Origin of the sequence: Parasphingorhabdus sp. (genome assembly GCF_039968395.1) — a bacterium.
Taxonomy (GTDB): Bacteria; Pseudomonadota; Alphaproteobacteria; order Sphingomonadales; family Sphingomonadaceae; genus Parasphingorhabdus.
This window is the reverse complement of record NZ_JBDVPV010000005.1, coordinates 41,000-56,222: the sequence shown is the minus strand read 5'-3', so window position 1 is coordinate 56,222 and position 15,223 is coordinate 41,000. Positions and strand designations below refer to the sequence as shown.

Annotated in this window: 20 protein-coding genes, 1 tRNA gene and 1 pseudogene; 10 read left to right on the top strand and 12 right to left on the bottom strand. The window is 52.3% G+C overall.

What is annotated here, in order from left to right; genetic code table 11:
- Positions 1 to 14 precede the first annotated feature (14 nt).
- The 5 genes from ABJI30_RS10965 (at position 15) to ABJI30_RS10945 (ending at position 3,342) form a co-directional block, all read left to right on the top strand.
- A complete protein-coding gene (locus tag ABJI30_RS10965; protein ID WP_348017806.1) occupies positions 15 to 554 on the top strand; it encodes a glycosyl hydrolase 108 family protein in 540 nt (179 codons plus the stop codon).
- 85 nt (positions 555 to 639) lie between these two features.
- A complete protein-coding gene (locus ABJI30_RS10960; RefSeq protein ID WP_348016735.1) occupies positions 640 to 1,053 on the top strand; it encodes a holin family protein in 414 nt (137 codons plus the stop codon).
- A gap of 287 nt (positions 1,054 to 1,340) precedes the next feature.
- Positions 1,341 to 1,538, top strand: coding sequence for a hypothetical protein (locus ABJI30_RS10955; RefSeq protein ID WP_348016734.1), 198 nt, complete (start codon positions 1,341 to 1,343; stop codon positions 1,536 to 1,538).
- Positions 1,539 to 1,543: 5 nt separating this feature from the next.
- Positions 1,544 to 2,170, top strand: coding sequence for a hypothetical protein (locus ABJI30_RS10950; protein ID WP_348016733.1), 627 nt, complete (start codon positions 1,544 to 1,546; stop codon positions 2,168 to 2,170).
- Between the two features lie 134 nt (positions 2,171 to 2,304).
- Entirely contained in the window at positions 2,305 to 3,342 is a 1,038-nt protein-coding gene (locus tag ABJI30_RS10945) for a serine hydrolase (RefSeq protein WP_348025431.1), read from the top strand.
- 50 nt (positions 3,343 to 3,392) lie between these two features.
- Here ABJI30_RS10945 and ABJI30_RS10940 read toward each other — a convergent pair.
- The 6 genes and pseudogenes from ABJI30_RS10940 to ABJI30_RS10915 all read right to left on the bottom strand — a co-directional run.
- A tRNA-Arg gene (locus ABJI30_RS10940) sits at positions 3,393 to 3,469 on the bottom strand.
- A gap of 43 nt (positions 3,470 to 3,512) precedes the next feature.
- A complete protein-coding gene (locus ABJI30_RS10935; protein ID WP_348016731.1) occupies positions 3,513 to 4,019 on the bottom strand; it encodes a DUF1178 family protein in 507 nt (168 codons plus the stop codon).
- The gene (locus tag ABJI30_RS10930) at positions 4,016 to 4,849 is read right to left on the bottom strand and encodes a carbon-nitrogen hydrolase family protein (RefSeq protein ID WP_348016730.1); all 834 of its coding nucleotides are present in this window, start codon (positions 4,847 to 4,849) and stop codon (positions 4,016 to 4,018) included. Before ABJI30_RS10930 ends, ABJI30_RS10935 begins: the two co-directional genes overlap by 4 nt.
- A 6-nt stretch (positions 4,850 to 4,855) precedes the next feature.
- Complete coding sequence (gene grxC / locus ABJI30_RS10925) at positions 4,856 to 5,113, bottom strand: glutaredoxin 3 (RefSeq protein WP_348016729.1); 258 nt, start codon at positions 5,111 to 5,113, stop codon at positions 4,856 to 4,858.
- A 76-nt stretch (positions 5,114 to 5,189) separates the two neighbouring features.
- Positions 5,190 to 5,732 (bottom strand): ComF family protein, encoded by a 543-nt coding sequence (locus ABJI30_RS10920; protein WP_348017850.1) that lies wholly within the window; start codon positions 5,730 to 5,732, stop codon positions 5,190 to 5,192.
- Positions 5,733 to 5,930, bottom strand: a pseudogene (locus tag ABJI30_RS10915) (double zinc ribbon domain-containing protein); the annotation flags it as partial.
- Between the two features lie 40 nt (positions 5,931 to 5,970).
- On the opposite strand from ABJI30_RS10915, the gene ABJI30_RS10910 reads away from it, so the two are divergent.
- Positions 5,971 to 6,831: a methyltransferase domain-containing protein gene (locus tag ABJI30_RS10910; protein ID WP_348016728.1), complete on the top strand. Its 861-nt coding sequence runs from the start codon at positions 5,971 to 5,973 to the stop codon at positions 6,829 to 6,831.
- A gap of 13 nt (positions 6,832 to 6,844) precedes the next feature.
- On the opposite strand, the gene mutT is transcribed toward ABJI30_RS10910, so the two are convergent.
- The gene (mutT, locus tag ABJI30_RS10905; protein WP_348016727.1) at positions 6,845 to 7,255 is read right to left on the bottom strand and encodes an 8-oxo-dGTP diphosphatase MutT; all 411 of its coding nucleotides are present in this window, start codon (positions 7,253 to 7,255) and stop codon (positions 6,845 to 6,847) included.
- Positions 7,256 to 7,347: 92 nt separating this feature from the next.
- On the opposite strand from mutT, the gene ABJI30_RS10900 reads away from it, so the two are divergent.
- Together ABJI30_RS10900 and ABJI30_RS10895 are read left to right on the top strand one after the other, a co-directional pair.
- The gene (locus ABJI30_RS10900; protein WP_348016726.1) at positions 7,348 to 7,521 is read left to right on the top strand and encodes a Flp family type IVb pilin; all 174 of its coding nucleotides are present in this window, start codon (positions 7,348 to 7,350) and stop codon (positions 7,519 to 7,521) included.
- Between the two features lie 112 nt (positions 7,522 to 7,633).
- Positions 7,634 to 7,798 (top strand): Flp family type IVb pilin, encoded by a 165-nt coding sequence (locus ABJI30_RS10895; RefSeq protein ID WP_348016725.1) that lies wholly within the window; start codon positions 7,634 to 7,636, stop codon positions 7,796 to 7,798.
- Between the two features lie 94 nt (positions 7,799 to 7,892).
- On the opposite strand, the gene ABJI30_RS10890 is transcribed toward ABJI30_RS10895, so the two are convergent.
- From ABJI30_RS10890 to ABJI30_RS10870, 5 genes are all read right to left on the bottom strand, one after another.
- Positions 7,893 to 9,401 carry a M48 family metalloprotease gene (locus tag ABJI30_RS10890; RefSeq protein WP_348016724.1) on the bottom strand — a complete coding sequence of 503 codons (1,509 nt, stop codon included), beginning with the start codon at positions 9,399 to 9,401 and terminating at the stop codon, positions 7,893 to 7,895.
- A 128-nt stretch (positions 9,402 to 9,529) separates the two neighbouring features.
- A complete protein-coding gene (locus ABJI30_RS10885) occupies positions 9,530 to 10,477 on the bottom strand; it encodes an acetyl-CoA carboxylase carboxyltransferase subunit alpha (RefSeq protein WP_348016723.1) in 948 nt (315 codons plus the stop codon).
- Positions 10,478 to 10,508: 31 nt separating this feature from the next.
- A complete protein-coding gene (locus ABJI30_RS10880) occupies positions 10,509 to 11,408 on the bottom strand; it encodes a tyrosine recombinase (protein WP_348016722.1) in 900 nt (299 codons plus the stop codon).
- Positions 11,409 to 11,463: 55 nt separating this feature from the next.
- Positions 11,464 to 13,320 (bottom strand): hypothetical protein, encoded by a 1,857-nt coding sequence (locus ABJI30_RS10875; RefSeq protein WP_348016721.1) that lies wholly within the window; start codon positions 13,318 to 13,320, stop codon positions 11,464 to 11,466.
- Between the two features lie 3 nt (positions 13,321 to 13,323).
- A complete protein-coding gene (locus tag ABJI30_RS10870; protein ID WP_348016720.1) occupies positions 13,324 to 13,500 on the bottom strand; it encodes a hypothetical protein in 177 nt (58 codons plus the stop codon).
- A gap of 56 nt (positions 13,501 to 13,556) precedes the next feature.
- On the opposite strand from ABJI30_RS10870, the gene ABJI30_RS10865 reads away from it, so the two are divergent.
- Entirely contained in the window at positions 13,557 to 14,120 is a 564-nt protein-coding gene (locus tag ABJI30_RS10865) for a shikimate kinase (protein ID WP_348025430.1), read from the top strand.
- Positions 14,117 to 15,217 carry a 3-dehydroquinate synthase gene (aroB, locus tag ABJI30_RS10860; protein ID WP_348016718.1) on the top strand — a complete coding sequence of 367 codons (1,101 nt, stop codon included), beginning with the start codon at positions 14,117 to 14,119 and terminating at the stop codon, positions 15,215 to 15,217. Before ABJI30_RS10865 ends, aroB begins: the two co-directional genes overlap by 4 nt.
- Positions 15,218 to 15,223: the final 6 nt, after the last annotated feature.

The window sequence follows — 15,223 nt, the reverse complement described above, 5'->3', positions numbered from 1 at the left end:
AGATGGAGAAGAAGATGAATATCGATCAGATTATTGACAAAGTCATCGAGGTTGAGGGGGGTTATTCCAACCACCCCGCCGATCGCGGCGGGCCAACCCGCTGGGGTGTGACTGAAGATACGGCACGCAAGCATGGTTATACCGGCGATATGCGCCATTTTCCGAGGTCCGAAGCAGTTGCGATTTACACGCGTCGATATTGGCATCGCCCCGGTTTCGACAGAGTGGGTGAATTTGCGCCGCGCCTGGCTGCAGAACTTTTTGATACGGGCATCAATATGGGACCAGCCATTGCCGCCGGTTTTCTTCAACGAGCCTTGAATGCGCTCAACCGAAATGGCGGAGACTATGATGACATTTCTGCAGATCGCATAATCGGCAAGAAGACTATCGACGCATTGTCCCGGTTTCTGGGCAAACGCGGAAAATCAGGAGAAGCCGTGCTGCTAAAAGCAGTCGAAGCGCTGCAAGGTGAACGCTATATCCACCTCGCCGAGAAACGCCCTGCCAATGAAGCCTTCCTTTACGGCTGGCTTGCCAACCGGATCGGCTGAACTCCGATCTCCCTCTCAGCGACAGGTTGCGAAATTGAAACCTGCTCCAATTTTCAAACACAAACCCATTAAAAGGACCGCCCCCATGCCCATTCTTGCAACTCTGATCGAACCTCTCGCAAAAATAATCGACAAGATCATCCCTGACAAAACCGCCCGGGATCGGGCCAAGCTCGAACTCATTAAACTGGAAGGGTCTCGCGAGCTGGATGAAATTCGACTCCAGATGTCCGCAGTTCTGGCAGAAGCACAGTCTGCAGACCCGTGGACGAGCAGAGCGCGGCCCTCATTTCTATATGTGATGTACATTTTGTTGCTCTGGTCAATTCCAATGGGATTGCTCGCAGCATTTCGACCAGAGGCCGCGGCAGATATTGCCAGGGGCATGAACAGCTATCTGGCTGGCATTCCCGAACCGCTCTATGCCCTGTTTGGCACCGGATATCTGGGCTATACGGTGGCACGCCAATGGGGCAAGGTCCGAGGCGTTGAAAAATAGTTCAATTTATGTGCTTTTTGACCGTTTCGAAGTTGGGTAAACGGACAGGTTTTTTCTCAAGAAAGCGACAAATTCCGCCATTATTTCGAAATTATTACAATTAGACTTGCCATGCCCATATGTTTGAAGATAGAGGGGGAAGTCTAGTTCATCCAAAGGGGATATTTTAATGTCTAACGAAACAAATCTTCGCAAAATGCTCTTGGTAGCAGGCGGTCTTGCACTGGCAGTTCCAGCGCTTTCAGCTTGTTCTGAGCAGGCTGGCGATGCTGTAGAAGCTGCTGAATGTGCTGCTTGTGCTGCTGGCTGTGCCGCAGAATGCGCTGCTGAAGCTGCTGGTTGTGCTGCTGAAGCCGCTGGTTGTGCTGCTGAAGCTGCTGGTTGTGCTGCTGCATGTGCCGCTGGCTGTGCTGCTGAAGCTGCTGGTTGTGCTGCATGTGCTGCTGCATGTGCCGCATGTGCCGCTGTTGAGTAAAATCAGCTAGCTGCATTGGAAAATGCATTAGAAAAGCTGTTTGAGCTTACCGGCCAGATAGCTAAAGAGGGCGTCTCGCTAGTACCACGTGTGGTACCGGCAGACGCCCCTTTCGTTCAGTATGAACATTATCCGAAAGGCGATTGCATTGCTCCAGGCAATAAGTCGCGATGGTTTTATCACGCCCACAAACCAGAAGAGCGTGAAGAAGGCGAACATGGGCATTTTCACATGTTTCTGCCACTGGACATGTTCAAGGGCGTAAAATCGCTCTTCAATCCTCCCAAGAAATTGCCCAATGGCAAGCCGACACAAGGCGTCGTCCACTTCGGCGCATTGAGCTTCGACCTCGATGGCATGCCGCTGAGCTGGTTCACGACCAACTACTGGGTTACCTACGAATATTTCATGCCCGCCGACGAGATCGCATCCCGGCTAAAACTGTTTGACATGAAAGACGCGCCGGGAGACCCGCTGGTCAATGACTGGCTCACGGCCGCCGTGCACAGTTTCCACGATCCAATAGTCGAAATGCTGCATGAACGGGACGTGTTCCTAGCCGAGAAAAAGAAAGATCTTGGTCACGCAGTCTTTCAGGACAAGTCCGTCGAGATCATGTCTCGCGTACCCTTCGACATTTAACGTCCCGACGGTTACGGACATTCAAACTCCAGCTGCGTCGACCGGGCCTGGAAAATTCGTGAGAAGCCCTCGGGACACTAGCCAGCGACAAGCGGTTGTCGTCCGTTAAGGTGGCTCGCCATATGAGAGGCAATATGAAAAACCTGTTCTGTTTGCTTGCCTTGATTTCGGTAACATTACCCTTGCAATCAGTTGCTGCAAAAATTGTTAACAAACCCTCGTCATTGACCCAGATGGAAACCGATATTGAAGCCGGAAAATTTGGTAAAATTGTTTCGGTCACTATCGAGCAGCATGGCGACATCATCTATTCCCGCAATTTCGACAAAGAAAATGGCAATGCGCCGCACGACATTCGCTCAGCAGGAAAATCACTGACCGCACTCGCCGTCGGCATTGCCATCGATGAAGGGAAACTGGAGTCTGTTGATCAGAAGGTATGGCCGCTTTTGGGAGCGCCGGCTGATGACATCCGTAACGATATCACAATTCGCGATCTGCTGACCATGTCATCGGCGCTGGATTGCAATGATGGAAAAAAACGGTCTCCGGGGCAGGAAGAACGCATGTATCGCAAGAAAATCTGGCGCACATTTGCCTTGAATTTGCCTTTGATGGATGGATATCAGCGCGATGAAAAAGGCTATGGACGATGGTCCTATTGCACCGCCGGTGTTTTTTTGCTCGGACAAGTCATAGAGACTGTCACCGGCGAGAAATTTGATGCGTTTGTTCAGACCCGCTTATTTGATCCCCTGGCGATCAAAGAGATAGTGTGGAGAACGTCGAAGACTGGTGAGATACAATCAGGTGGCCAGATAAAGATGCTTGGCCCGGATCTCGCCAAAATCGGACGCATGGTCCTTGACGGCGGCGTTTGGAAAGAGTCCCGGATTGTCTCCCGAACGTGGATCAAACAGATGCTTTACCCTCACCGCGAACTCAGCAAATTTGTACACTATGGCTATTTGTGGTGGTTCACTCCGATAAGGGCACCGCAGGGGTTTCAGTCCAGTTGGTATATGCAGGGCAATGGTGGAAACATGGTCGCGGTGTTTCGCGACTATGATGCAGTGATTGTAGTACAGGCTGCAAATTACAACAAATCCCATGCGAGCCGAAACGCTTTTACAATTGTCGAGGCATCACTCTCATCTTTGCAGCGCCCATAGCAATTTGTAGTTTGAAATGAGCCGACAACTGCAGAACTGGACTATGTTGATGGTGCGCCCGACAGGATTCGAACCTGTGGCCCCCAGATTAGGAATCTGATGCTCTATCCGACTGAGCTACGGGCGCGAGGTGGAAGCCGTTTAGCTATTGCGAGCCGCTTAGGCCAGCATCAATTTTGCGATTTAGGAGGAGTTACGGGAAGCGGGAGCGCGGCTATATCTATCCCTTCATCTTCAAGCGCAGCCGCATCGTCCGGAGTTGCAATCCCGTGGATCGGCTTTTCGTCCGCTTCTCCATAGTGGATCTCTCTCGCCTTTTCGGGAAAGTCGTCCCCGACCCATTCGGATTTTTCAAGAAGTTTGGCTTGTGCCTTGGCAGCCAGATCAAGCAGTTCCTGATATTTCGCGGGAACTTCGACAACATTGGAAACCGCAGCAGGCTCGGCGCCTGTGCCGGACTCGCTGGGGGCAGATCGTACAGGCTCGGCTGCCCCACTGCGTTGATTGCCCTTGGCACCGACATTGGGCGCCATGACGGCTTTACCGACAGATAATGTTCCGCAAGAAGGGCATGACAGCAGGCCCTGTTCCTTTTGCGTCTCGTAGTCGCTCGATGAACTGAACCATCCTTCGAACTGATGTCCGCCCGGCTGACAGACAAGATCAAACACTATCATGATGGTGCCTCTGGATGTTCAAAGTCCCGCTGATTCTCTAATGCGGGAATTCGCCCGCGCACTTTGGATACCTCATCTAGGTCAATGTCGCAAAATGCAACACCTGTCCCATCTGCCATATCCAGCAATATGTTGCCCCAAGGATCAACGACCATGGAGTGGCCATATGTTTCGCGGCCATCCTGATGTTTGCCGCACTGTGCGGCCGCTACCACAAAAGCTGCACATTCTATGGCCCGAGCACGGAGCAAAACCGCCCAATGCGCTTCGCCTGTCGGCACGGTAAACGCAGCAGGAATTGAAATCACCGTGGCACCGCCATAGGCCAATGCCGAATAAAGGCGGGAGAACCGGATATCGTAGCAAACCGACATTCCGAGTGCTGCGGTACCGACCGGTGCAACGACGGCTTGAGTTCCCCCGGAATAAGCAGACGATTCACGCCAGGACTCTCCCGTTTCAAGATCGACATCGAAAAGATGAATCTTGTCATATCGTGCAACGATGTCACCATCCGGATTGATCAGGAAAGACCGGTTCACCCATTTGTCATCAACCGCTTCATCAGGCCGCAGGGCCAGCGACCCCAGACACAACCAGATTTTGTTGCGTACCGCACCGGCTTGAGCTTCAGCCAGAACCGGATCATCTTGCTCCGAACAAATATTCGGAGCTGCCCTGGCCCGATCGCGATCGACAATGCCTGTCATTTCGGGAGTAAATAATATGTCCGCCCTTCCCTTTGAAGCCTCGTCGATATTGGAACGGAGGGTCAGGGAGTTTTCATGCGGATCAATGCCGCTGCACATTTGAGCCAGAGCGATCCGCATCTGACCCTATCCCGCCAGCAACTCGTCCAGCTGGCCGGATTGATCCAGCGCAGCAAGATCATCTGATCCGCCAACATGGCGACCGTCGATAAAAATCTGGGGAACGGTCGTGCGTCCGTCGGCGCGCTGAATCATCTCTGCACGTTTGGGGCCGCCCATTGAAATATCCGTCTCTTCAAAATCAACATTCTTGCCGCTCAAAAGCGATTTGGCGCGGTAACAGAAACCGCATGTAAACTTCGTATAGATTTCGACCCTGGCCATATTTTAATCCCGATTATCGTTCCCTGTCCAAATGGGCCAGATGAGCGACAATATCAACCGGCGGGACAGCTGGATATCATATTTGGTCGCTTTTCGGTAAAACCCTTGCCCAACACAGAACGACAACCTGCCTTGCTCCGGCACTTTTGAGCAAAGCTGCACATGCATTTGCAGTCGCTCCTGACGTATAGACATCATCCACGAGGAATATGGTATTGTTAGCCACATGATGCTGGTTCCTCGTCGATAATACAAAAGCACCTTTTACAGTTTTTCGCCGCTCTTTTGCCGACATGGCGCGCAGAGGCGGCGTGGCGCGCTTCCGGCTTATGATGTCTGTATACATCGGTATATCCTGGGCCAGAGACAGACAACGTCCGATCAAAACCGATTGATTGAACCCACGCGACCAGAGCCTTGTGCGATGAAGGGGCACCGGAACGATTATCGTGGAGTCCGGACATGAGCGCACGAACCGCTGCATGTGCCGCGCCATCAATTCTGCAACGCCAAGGCGTGATCCATATTTCAATCGGATCGCCAGCGCGGCGCTCTGTTCGCTATATGCCACAGCAGCGCGAACGCCATCATGGCTGGGCGGATCCCTCAAACAGGACATGCATTGCGCATCGCCTTCACGCGCGAAAGCAAAAGGCAGTCCGCACGATGTGCAACAAGGGTCTCCCAGAAATTCCAATGTTGTCCAGCAGGCCAGACAAAACCTATGATCGTCATCTACGGTTATGCCGCAGGAGGGGCATCGTGGCGGCAAAACAAAATCGACAATCTCACGGAACAACTTGGTTGGAACGCTCATTTGTCCTTGTCGCTTGCAACATTGGCAGGCACAAGACGACATGATTGACGCTTCCGGACAGAAGGACATTTTTGATCGACAACGGCGACGTCTCGTGCGTGATCGCGCCTTTGTCAGAGCGCAAGGGGCTGACGTAATCAATAAAATGATGGCCGACGCAATTGTCGAAAACCTGTCACTGGTGAAAAGAAAATTTGAGCACTGCCTGATCAGCGGATTATCTGCATCATATATAAAACAGCTGCTCGAACAGCATGACATGGAGATAACTGTCTCCGATGCCAGTTTCCGGTTGGCTGAATCGCAAAACGGCGTGCAATGTGATGAAGATCGCCTGCCATTTGCAGATCAATCCTTCGATCTTGTGATCAATGCCGGAACTCTGGATGATGTGAATGATCTGCCGGGAGCACTGGCCCTTTCCCTAAGGGCCTTGAAACCCGATGGCCTGTTTCTCGGCGCATTAATCGGTGCAGAGAGCCTACCGGTTTTGAAATCATGCCTGATGGAAGCGGAAGGGGAAAAAGTTTCACCCCACATCCATCCGCAAATAGATATTCGCACGATCGGAGACTTGCTCGCGCGTGTCGGGTTCAAATTACCCGTAGTCGACGGCGATACGGTATATTTGCGCTATTCGGAAATGGACCGGCTGATCAATGATGTACGCGATATTGGCGCCAGCAATGTTCTCAACCGGCAAACGAAAGCTCTTCCCCGAAACATCGCCAGCAAAACAGACCAGTTATTCTCAAGCGAGGCTGATGAAGATGGCCGGACTTCGGAGCGGATTGAACTAATCCATTTGTGCGGATGGGCACCGCATCCTGATCAGCCTGTTCCGGCACGGCGTGGAAGTGGTCAGGTTTCGTTGAAAAAAACACTGGAACAAAAAAACTGATTGTCCGGCCGGTTCAGCATAATCGCAGTAACTGATCCACCAATGGTCCGTCGGCGGGCGGCATTTTCAGCTTGTGCAAGTCTGCAGGCGTCACCCATTTTATTTCGGATGCAACAATAGCTTCCGGTTCCCCATTCCATTGGTCGCAACCATAAAGCAGCAACAGCAAATGTTTGCTGTCCAGGGGTTCGCTGGCGAATGTCAGAGGCTTTAACGCAGTCGCTGAGACCACAATTCCCAATTCTTCTTCCAATTCGCGAATCAGCGCGGCTTCCGGATTCTCTCCGGCATCGACCTTGCCGCCCGGAAATTCCCAAAGTCCGGCCATTGCCTTGCCATGTGGCCGTTTTTGCACGAGAATTTCTCCATCTGCATTGCGCAATGCAGCGGCCACAACGAACAACAATGTCGGATTATTTTCCATTTTTTTCGCCGATGTAAGGATTTTGTTAATCCCTTTCTGTGAAATACGTCTCGTTCGCAACCCAGCAGAGCTTTTAGAAAGTTGAGAAGGCTATGATTGAATTTTTAAAAAATATCTACCTTTCTGACGAAGGTGCGACAGCCGTTGAATATGGTTTGATTGTAGCATTAATTGCGTTGGGTGCCTTGGCAGCCATCACAGGTGTTGCAAATGAAACCACCAACATGTGGAATGAAGTGGCTACTGAAGTAGTCGAAAATTCCTGACGTGCTGTTTGCCTTTAAACTTTTGTAAAGAATTGCTGACTAAGTTGAGAACCATCGACCAGAATATCGGGTCGAAAGGGTAAGTGAAGTTTGTCAAATATAGGAGACCAACATGAAACTCGTACGTAAAATGTTTAAGAACGAAGAAGGCGCAACGGCTATTGAATATGGTTTGATTGCTGCTCTGATCGCAGTTGCAGCTATTGTTGCAATGGGTCAGCTGGGTGAAACCCTGAGCAACACCTTCAACAGCGTCGAAAACTCGATGGCTGGTTAATCTTCGGATTAATTCTAAAAAGAGACGGCAGCTTGCAAAAGCTGCCGTCTTTTTTTGTGCCTGACTGATATTGCAGACACTGTTTCTGCAGCCCTTAGTAAGTAACGATTTTTACTTTCTCGCCGACACGCAAACTGCTGTTCGACCGCAAACGGTTTAGAACGAGAAAACGCTCCTGCTGAAAATCGCTATACGCCATCCGCCTGGACAGGCTGCTGACCGTATCGCCGCTTCGGATCGTCACCACATCAATTTTCCGCGGTTTGATCGCCGCAGCAGCACTGGTGCTCAATCTTTTCATGCTCTGATACATGGGTGAGAATACACCGGCCCTGCCCGAAGGCGTCAGGGTAGCAAAATGAAATGCACTGCTTTTTGAAAATTCATAGGCAAATACCGTCACATCTATTCGGCCATTTTTATTGTTTACAGTTCCGATCGCATATGCCGTAGGAATTCCGTTCACCGTTGTCCGTTGAATTTCTCCATAAGAAATGGAATTCCCTTCGCCAGCAAGCCCCTTGAACGCCGAGGCGATATAGGTTGTCATATTGCCATTATAGCTACCTGTGGTGAACTGGCCTTGTCCCCCCGACCCATTGATCGCGACTGCTCTTGCACTATTTTGCATTTTGAAGCCGTTGGGAACATCGAAGCGCAACTTTAAATCGGGATGCAGAAAGCTATTTCCTTCGATCACGCCCTGTTTGGGATCATCTCCGTAAAGCACGCCATCCAGATTGCGCAGGAACGCATCACGGTTTCGGTTCCCGCCGGTCGCGCCGTACTTCCCGGCATTTCGGGCCGCACGCGAAACTCGTTGGGCAGGATCAGGGTGCGTGCTGGCCCATTCGGGCACCCCACGTGCATCGCGCCCCGCTACGCGAGCATCAATAGCTGATTGGGCTGCGAGCGATTCGAGCATCGTGGAAAGTGCCTGCGGATCATATCCCGCTGATGACAGATACTGGATTCCCAGGTCATCGGCTTCATATTCCTGTTTCCGCGAATATTTTAGAGTCAGTAGCTGGCTTCCGGTACCGAATACTTGTTGTCCAAGACGTCCGATTGCAGAATCACCCAACAGTACCGCTGCACCGATCTGTCCCAAAGCACCCAATATGCTGTTGCGTTTCGCTGCTTTTTGACGTTTTTGACTGTGCCTGGCTGCAACATGGCCTACCTCATGGCCAAGAACGCCAGCCATTTCCGCCTCGTCATTCATCAGCGCCATTAGCTGCCTGGTCAGATAGACATAGCCTCCAGGAATCGCGAACGCGTTGTTCACCGGGCTGTTGAGCAAAGTAACCGTGAAATCGCTACGCGCGTCACCAAGACCAGATTGAACTGCAATATCCTGACCAACCCGCACGACGTAACCCGTTTGAGGCCCGGTATAAGCCCCGCCAAATTCCTGCAGAAGTTGCGGATGGACTTCCGCCCCTTTCTTTTTGTCGGCCGCCGAGATTGTTCGGACCTGATCACCTTTGGAATTCGACTGGCTGCCAGCGGATTCAACTGCGCCGGCATCAGCCCCAGATCCAGTACAACTTGCCAATGCAACGGCCGCAACCGACGCCAGAAATTTACGGGACATGCTCATTTTTTCTCTCCTTGCGAGGCAAGCCTATAGTAGCGCGGCCTGCCGCGAAAGACGAACTGATGTAAAAAGGTATTTCAGGGCGACGAGCAGCCGATCAGATCAACGCACCCTCACCAGTTTCCCAAGGCTTACAAGGTACCGATTTTGAGAAACTTCTCGCGGCGCATTTTTCTCAGTTCCTTGCGGTCCATTTCCGAAAGTGCGGAGAGTTCTTCGGCAATTGCCTTGCCCAGATTTGCAATGCACAAACCCGCGTCACGGTGCGCGCCGCCAATAGGTTCTTTTATGATGCGGTCAATCACGCCCAGCTTTTTGAGGTTTTGAGCTGTGATCTTCATCGCGTCGGCAGCAACGTCTGCTTTATCGCCGGTACGCCATAAAATGGATGCACAACCTTCGGGAGAAATTACCGAATATACAGCATGTTCAAGCATCAACACTCTTTCTGCAGCCGCAAGTGCCACCGCACCGCCAGATCCGCCTTCTCCGACAATGACCGCAACCATCGGAACGCCCAGAGACAGGCATTTTTCTGTAGAACGCGCAATGGCTTCCGCCTGCCCTCGTTCTTCGGCAGAAACACCAGGAAACGCGCCAGAAGTGTCAACCAGAGTGACGACTGGCAACGAGAACCTGTCGGCCAGATCCATCAACCTTATGGCCTTCCGATAGCCTTCCGGTTTGCCCATTCCGAAATTATGCTTCAGCCGGCTTTCGGTATCGCTGCCTTTTTCGTGACCGATAACCACAACACGCATGTCGCCCTGTTTTGCAAAGCCGCCAATTATGGCTTGATCATCGCCGAAGTTCCGATCGCCACCCAGAGGCATGAAATCATCAAACAATCCCGCAACGAAATCTTTGAAATGTGGTCGTTCAGGATGCCGGGCCACTTGCGTCTTTTGCCAGGGAGACAATTTGGAATAAGTATCACGAAGCAAGCTGGCAGATTTGGTCTGCAATTTTGCAATTTCGGATTCTATGTCGAGAGAACCTTCATCGGCGGTTTCTCTGAGCTCGATTATACGCGATTCCAGAGCTGCAATCGGTTTTTCAAAATCAAGAAATGATGTCATCACATTCGGTTAGAACCGTCCGGCAAAAACGTCAACGCGCGAGATTCTTGCGACTGAGCGGATGACGATCATTAACCAGCTCTACAAGGCGCTTGCTGTCGACATGAGTGTAGATCTGTGTCGTGCTGATATCGCTATGTCCCAACAATGTCTGCAATGCCCGCAAGTCGGCTCCTCCTTCGAGAAGATGGGTCGCAAAAGCATGGCGCAGCACATGCGGGCTTAGTCTTTTTGGGTTTATGCCGGCCTGTTTTGCCAGATCTTTGATAATCTGGAACAATCGAATCCTGCTGATATGTCCGGTTCGTGAAGGAAAAAGAAACGCCGATTTTTCATCTACATGGTCCGACCACTTCTCCGCTGCCTTTCGCGCCCGGTCAGAAATCGGAACAAGCCGCTCTTTGCCCCCCTTCCCTTTGATAATCAAAAAAGGACGATCCTGGACGACCGAATTTCGGGGAAGGGAAACAAGTTCACTGGCACGGAGACCTGAACCGTAAAGCAGTTCGGTCAATGCTGACAGCCGCACGTCATTCGGCTTGGCGCTCTCGCTTTCCAATCGGGATTCAACCGTCCGGAACAGGCTTTCAATTTCGTCATGTGAGAGGATTTTGGGAAGGTTTCGACTGCCACCCGGCCTTGGCAACGCATCGGAAGGGTCATCGTCACGAAACCCTTCTTCGACAAGAAATCCGAAAAAGCGCTTCAGGGCCGATGATTTTCTCGAAACCGTGCTGTTTTTGAGATCATCCCACTCGCTGGTTAACTTTTGTAACGAGTCGCGATCTGAGTCGCACAGCGGACCGTTTGAGAGACTGGCGGCCTGTTCAAGGTCTGATCGATAAGCGGAAAGAGTATTGATGGCCGCACCGCTTTCTGCTGCCATCATTTCCAGAAATCTCTCGATATAGGCAGCGTCATGACCGGTCATATTGGCAAACTAGCGCCGAACATGCCAAATGCAATGATCCCGAACGAACAGCGGGTCAGATGCGAGACAAGGCCTCGGCAGCTATCATCCGTGCTTCAGGTTCCATACCAACGCTCTGCAACGAGCGTGTGATGTGAAACATGTGCACTGGAGACATTGCGTTCCAGTCGCGCCCCTGCATCCCTACGGCTGTCAAAAGAGCCACAGTTCCTGCCTGTTTACGGCGCGCGGCAGATGCAATCGCGCGTGACCATTTGCTGACCCTGTCGAGATCCAGTTCCAGGTCACCCGAAAATTCATCCAGCGCTTGCTGATCCACGCGGCCCAGACCGGCTAATGCAGCCAAAAGCAATTTGCTCTTTAACTGGTCGATGCTTTCATCATTGTCGCCAAACTCGTCGAGATCGGCATAGCTGGCCGAAAGATTATCAGCAGGTGTGCCTACCATCAGCAATGCCCAGCCCTCGCTGCCCGGGCTCACCTGCGGCATCCACAATGCAGCGTTTCGATCGAGACCCGCACTCAGCATGGATGCAATCAGATCTGCACTATCATCCTGAAGAGCATCTGAAGCCGGAATTTTCGCCGCAGCCCGGGCGGTTAATATCCTCGAGGAATAGGATGCCAGAGCTCCATCGGATCTGTTCCACAACGCGCGCATGGCGTCGACCCGTTCAGCTGAATTCTCGCCGGTGTATGACCGGCGCAATGTCGAAGCCTGGGCTTTCCAGTCATCACTGACATCCGGGCTGTCATAAGCGGCAGAATAGAGATCAACGATTGCGCTATTTGAAAGCACACCAATTGCGGCTGCGGTGCTCGACGCCTTCATTCTGGAATCGATCGACAGCATCGGTGCCCGCGAACGCCATCCCTGGACATGTCTGCCAGCCTGCATGTACAGGCGGTCCGGCGGCTCAACGCCGGTCGCAGCGCCCAATCCAAATCGCCAGTTGTTAAAATACTCAATATCGTCCCATTTAATGGTGACAGCTCTGCGACCTTCAAATCCTGCCCCGACGGTTTTTTCTGCCAGCAGGTAATCAATGCCTGTCGCAGCTTGCGCCCTGCGAGCTTGCCGCAACAAAACGGTTGCCCGTGATTGTTCGCCGGAAAAGGAAGCGCATATCGGACCGAACATGGTCCAGGTTGGCACGTCGCTCACACGGTCGCCACCGGGGACCAGCGGGCAAATTCCTGCGGGATCGGCTGTTGCCAGATGCGCCTGCATGGCGACTTCATACAAACGCGGCGTATAATTCCCGCCATCCACTTTCAACACAAGCGACCGCGCTGCATCGGCTTCGCCAATCAGCAGCAAACGCCAGGCCCGCTCTGCAACCCAGTCAGCGGGATTCACGTTGTCAGGACTGTTGAGCTTGCTGAGCAGTGTCCGTCGTAACAGAATCGCACTCCAGCGAGACAATATCGGTCCATTGAGGTTGCTGATCAGGTTAGTGAGATACTGGCCACCTTCTTCGCCAAATGCGTCTGGGGCCACTCCACCGGTTTTTGGCGACAAAACGCCAATTTGATCCATGGTTCGCCGCTGGCTCGGGGAGAGATAATATTGAGGCTGCAACAAATCATCAAGCTCGCTGAGATTGGTTTCCCCATCAGCATCAATCAAGGATGAAGGCAATCCAATGCTGTTTCCGCTTTCCGCGCCAATATTGCCGGATATTGGCCGGTTGGCAGCAGGCTGTGCCGGTGCTGGTCCTGGCGCCGGTGCAGGTGAAGCAACCGGCGGCGGAGCAACAGGCGTCGGAGCTGGAGCCGGAGCGGGTGCAGGATCACCAAAACCCGGAGGAAGCAGGGATTCAGGCGCATCCTGTCCCATGACGGGCAAGGACAAGGCCAAAGCTCCGATACCGGCTGTGGTCAGCATGAAGGGTTTGAATAAGCGGCGCATAGCCTAATTTGCCTCTGAACTTAAAACGGGTTTTTCAACTGGCTGGAGATCCTGCTCAACGTCAAGTGTAGACAATCCAAACATCGCTGCTCCGGCCAGCACCACAAGAACAATAATCAAAACAAGGCTGCGTGGCATTTTTTCCGTCTCTCTTCGATCAAATCCGGTTTCCAGATGCATTGGGTTTTGCACTCCAAAGCAACCTATGTATAGCCTTTGCCTCAATGGACAAAAACATGGAAGACCCTTTTGATCAATCCACCGAAGAAACCGGTGAAGGTATCGGATCGCAGATCGACCGGCCGCTGGTTTTGATCGGCTTGATGGGTGTAGGTAAAACTACCGTCGGACGCAGACTGGCAAGAAAACTGGGCTTGCCATTTGTCGACGCAGATGAAGAAATCGAGAAAGCCGCCGGGCTCTCCATTTCCGAAATCTTTGAACGTTTTGGAGAAACCTATTTCCGCGATGGTGAACGACGCGTCATCTCAAGGCTCCTGGATGACCGAAAACAGGTGATCGCAACCGGAGGCGGAGCTTTTATGAATGCGGAAACGCGTGATTTGATCCTTTCACACTCCACGGCCATCTGGCTGGATGCTGACATTAATATTCTTGTTAAAAGAGTAGCCCGAAGAGATACGAGGCCTCTCTTGAAAGACGGTGATCCCGAAACGATCCTTCGCGATCTGGCCAGGAAGCGCAATCCGATCTACGCAGAAGCGCACGTCCATGTAACCGGGAACGATTCCCCACATGAAGTGACAGTCAACAACATCATGAAATCGCTTGAACTATGACAAATATACCGGTTAACCTGGCCGAACGAAGCTATGACATATGCGTCGAGGCCGGCTCTCTTGCAAATGCAGGAACGCATCTTGAACCATATGCCAGCAACGGACGTCTTTTTGTCATCACGGACGATAATGTCGGCAAAAACTGGCTGCCAGCTCTCGAAGCGGCGCTCTCTGAAAAGGGGCTGAATGTCGTCAGTCATGTTCTGCCGGCTGGTGAACAGACCAAAAGCTGGAACGTTCTCGAAGACCTGACGGACTGGCTTCTGGCCGGTGGTGTCGAGCGTTCGGATACGCTTGTCGCGCTCGGCGGGGGTGTCATCGGTGATTTGACCGGATTTGCAGCATCAGTGATCAAACGTGGCTGCAACTTTGTGCAGCTTCCCACCAGCCTGCTCTCCCAGGTCGACAGCAGCGTTGGCGGGAAAACAGCAATTAACAGCAAGGCAGGCAAGAACCTGGTGGGCAGTTTTTATCAGCCATCATTTGTGCTGATTGATCCACTTGTACTTAACAGTCTGCCTGATCGCGAGCTAAAGGCAGGCTATGCCGAAGTCATCAAATATGGATTGATCGACAATCCGGCTTTTTTCGACTGGTGTGAACAAAACAGCTACGCCGTTCTCGACCGCAATTCTGATGCATTGAGTCACGCCATTGCGCAGAGTGTGACAGCGAAAGCGGCGATTGTCGCTGAGGACGAAAAGGAAATGAGCGGGAAACGCGCGCTGCTCAATCTCGGCCATACATTTGGCCACGCTCTGGAAGCAGAAACCGGATATTCCAACAAGCTGGTCCATGGCGAGGCGGTTGCAGCCGGCATGGCCCTGGCATTTGGCTATTCCGTCAGACGAGGTCATTGCGACGCCAGCGACGCGGCACGCGTGGAAGCAATATTGCAGAGTGCTGATCTTCCGCACAACCTGCAAACCGCGTCCGTGCGCGCGTCCGGAAAACAGCTCATTGGGCACATGCTCCACGACAAGAAAATGTCCGCAGGGACACTGCCGTTTCTGCTGGCCAATGGCATCGGTCAAACATTTCTCGCGCATGACGTGGATCTGGATGATGTCGCCCGTTTTCTGGACGCCGGCAGTTAGGCTCGA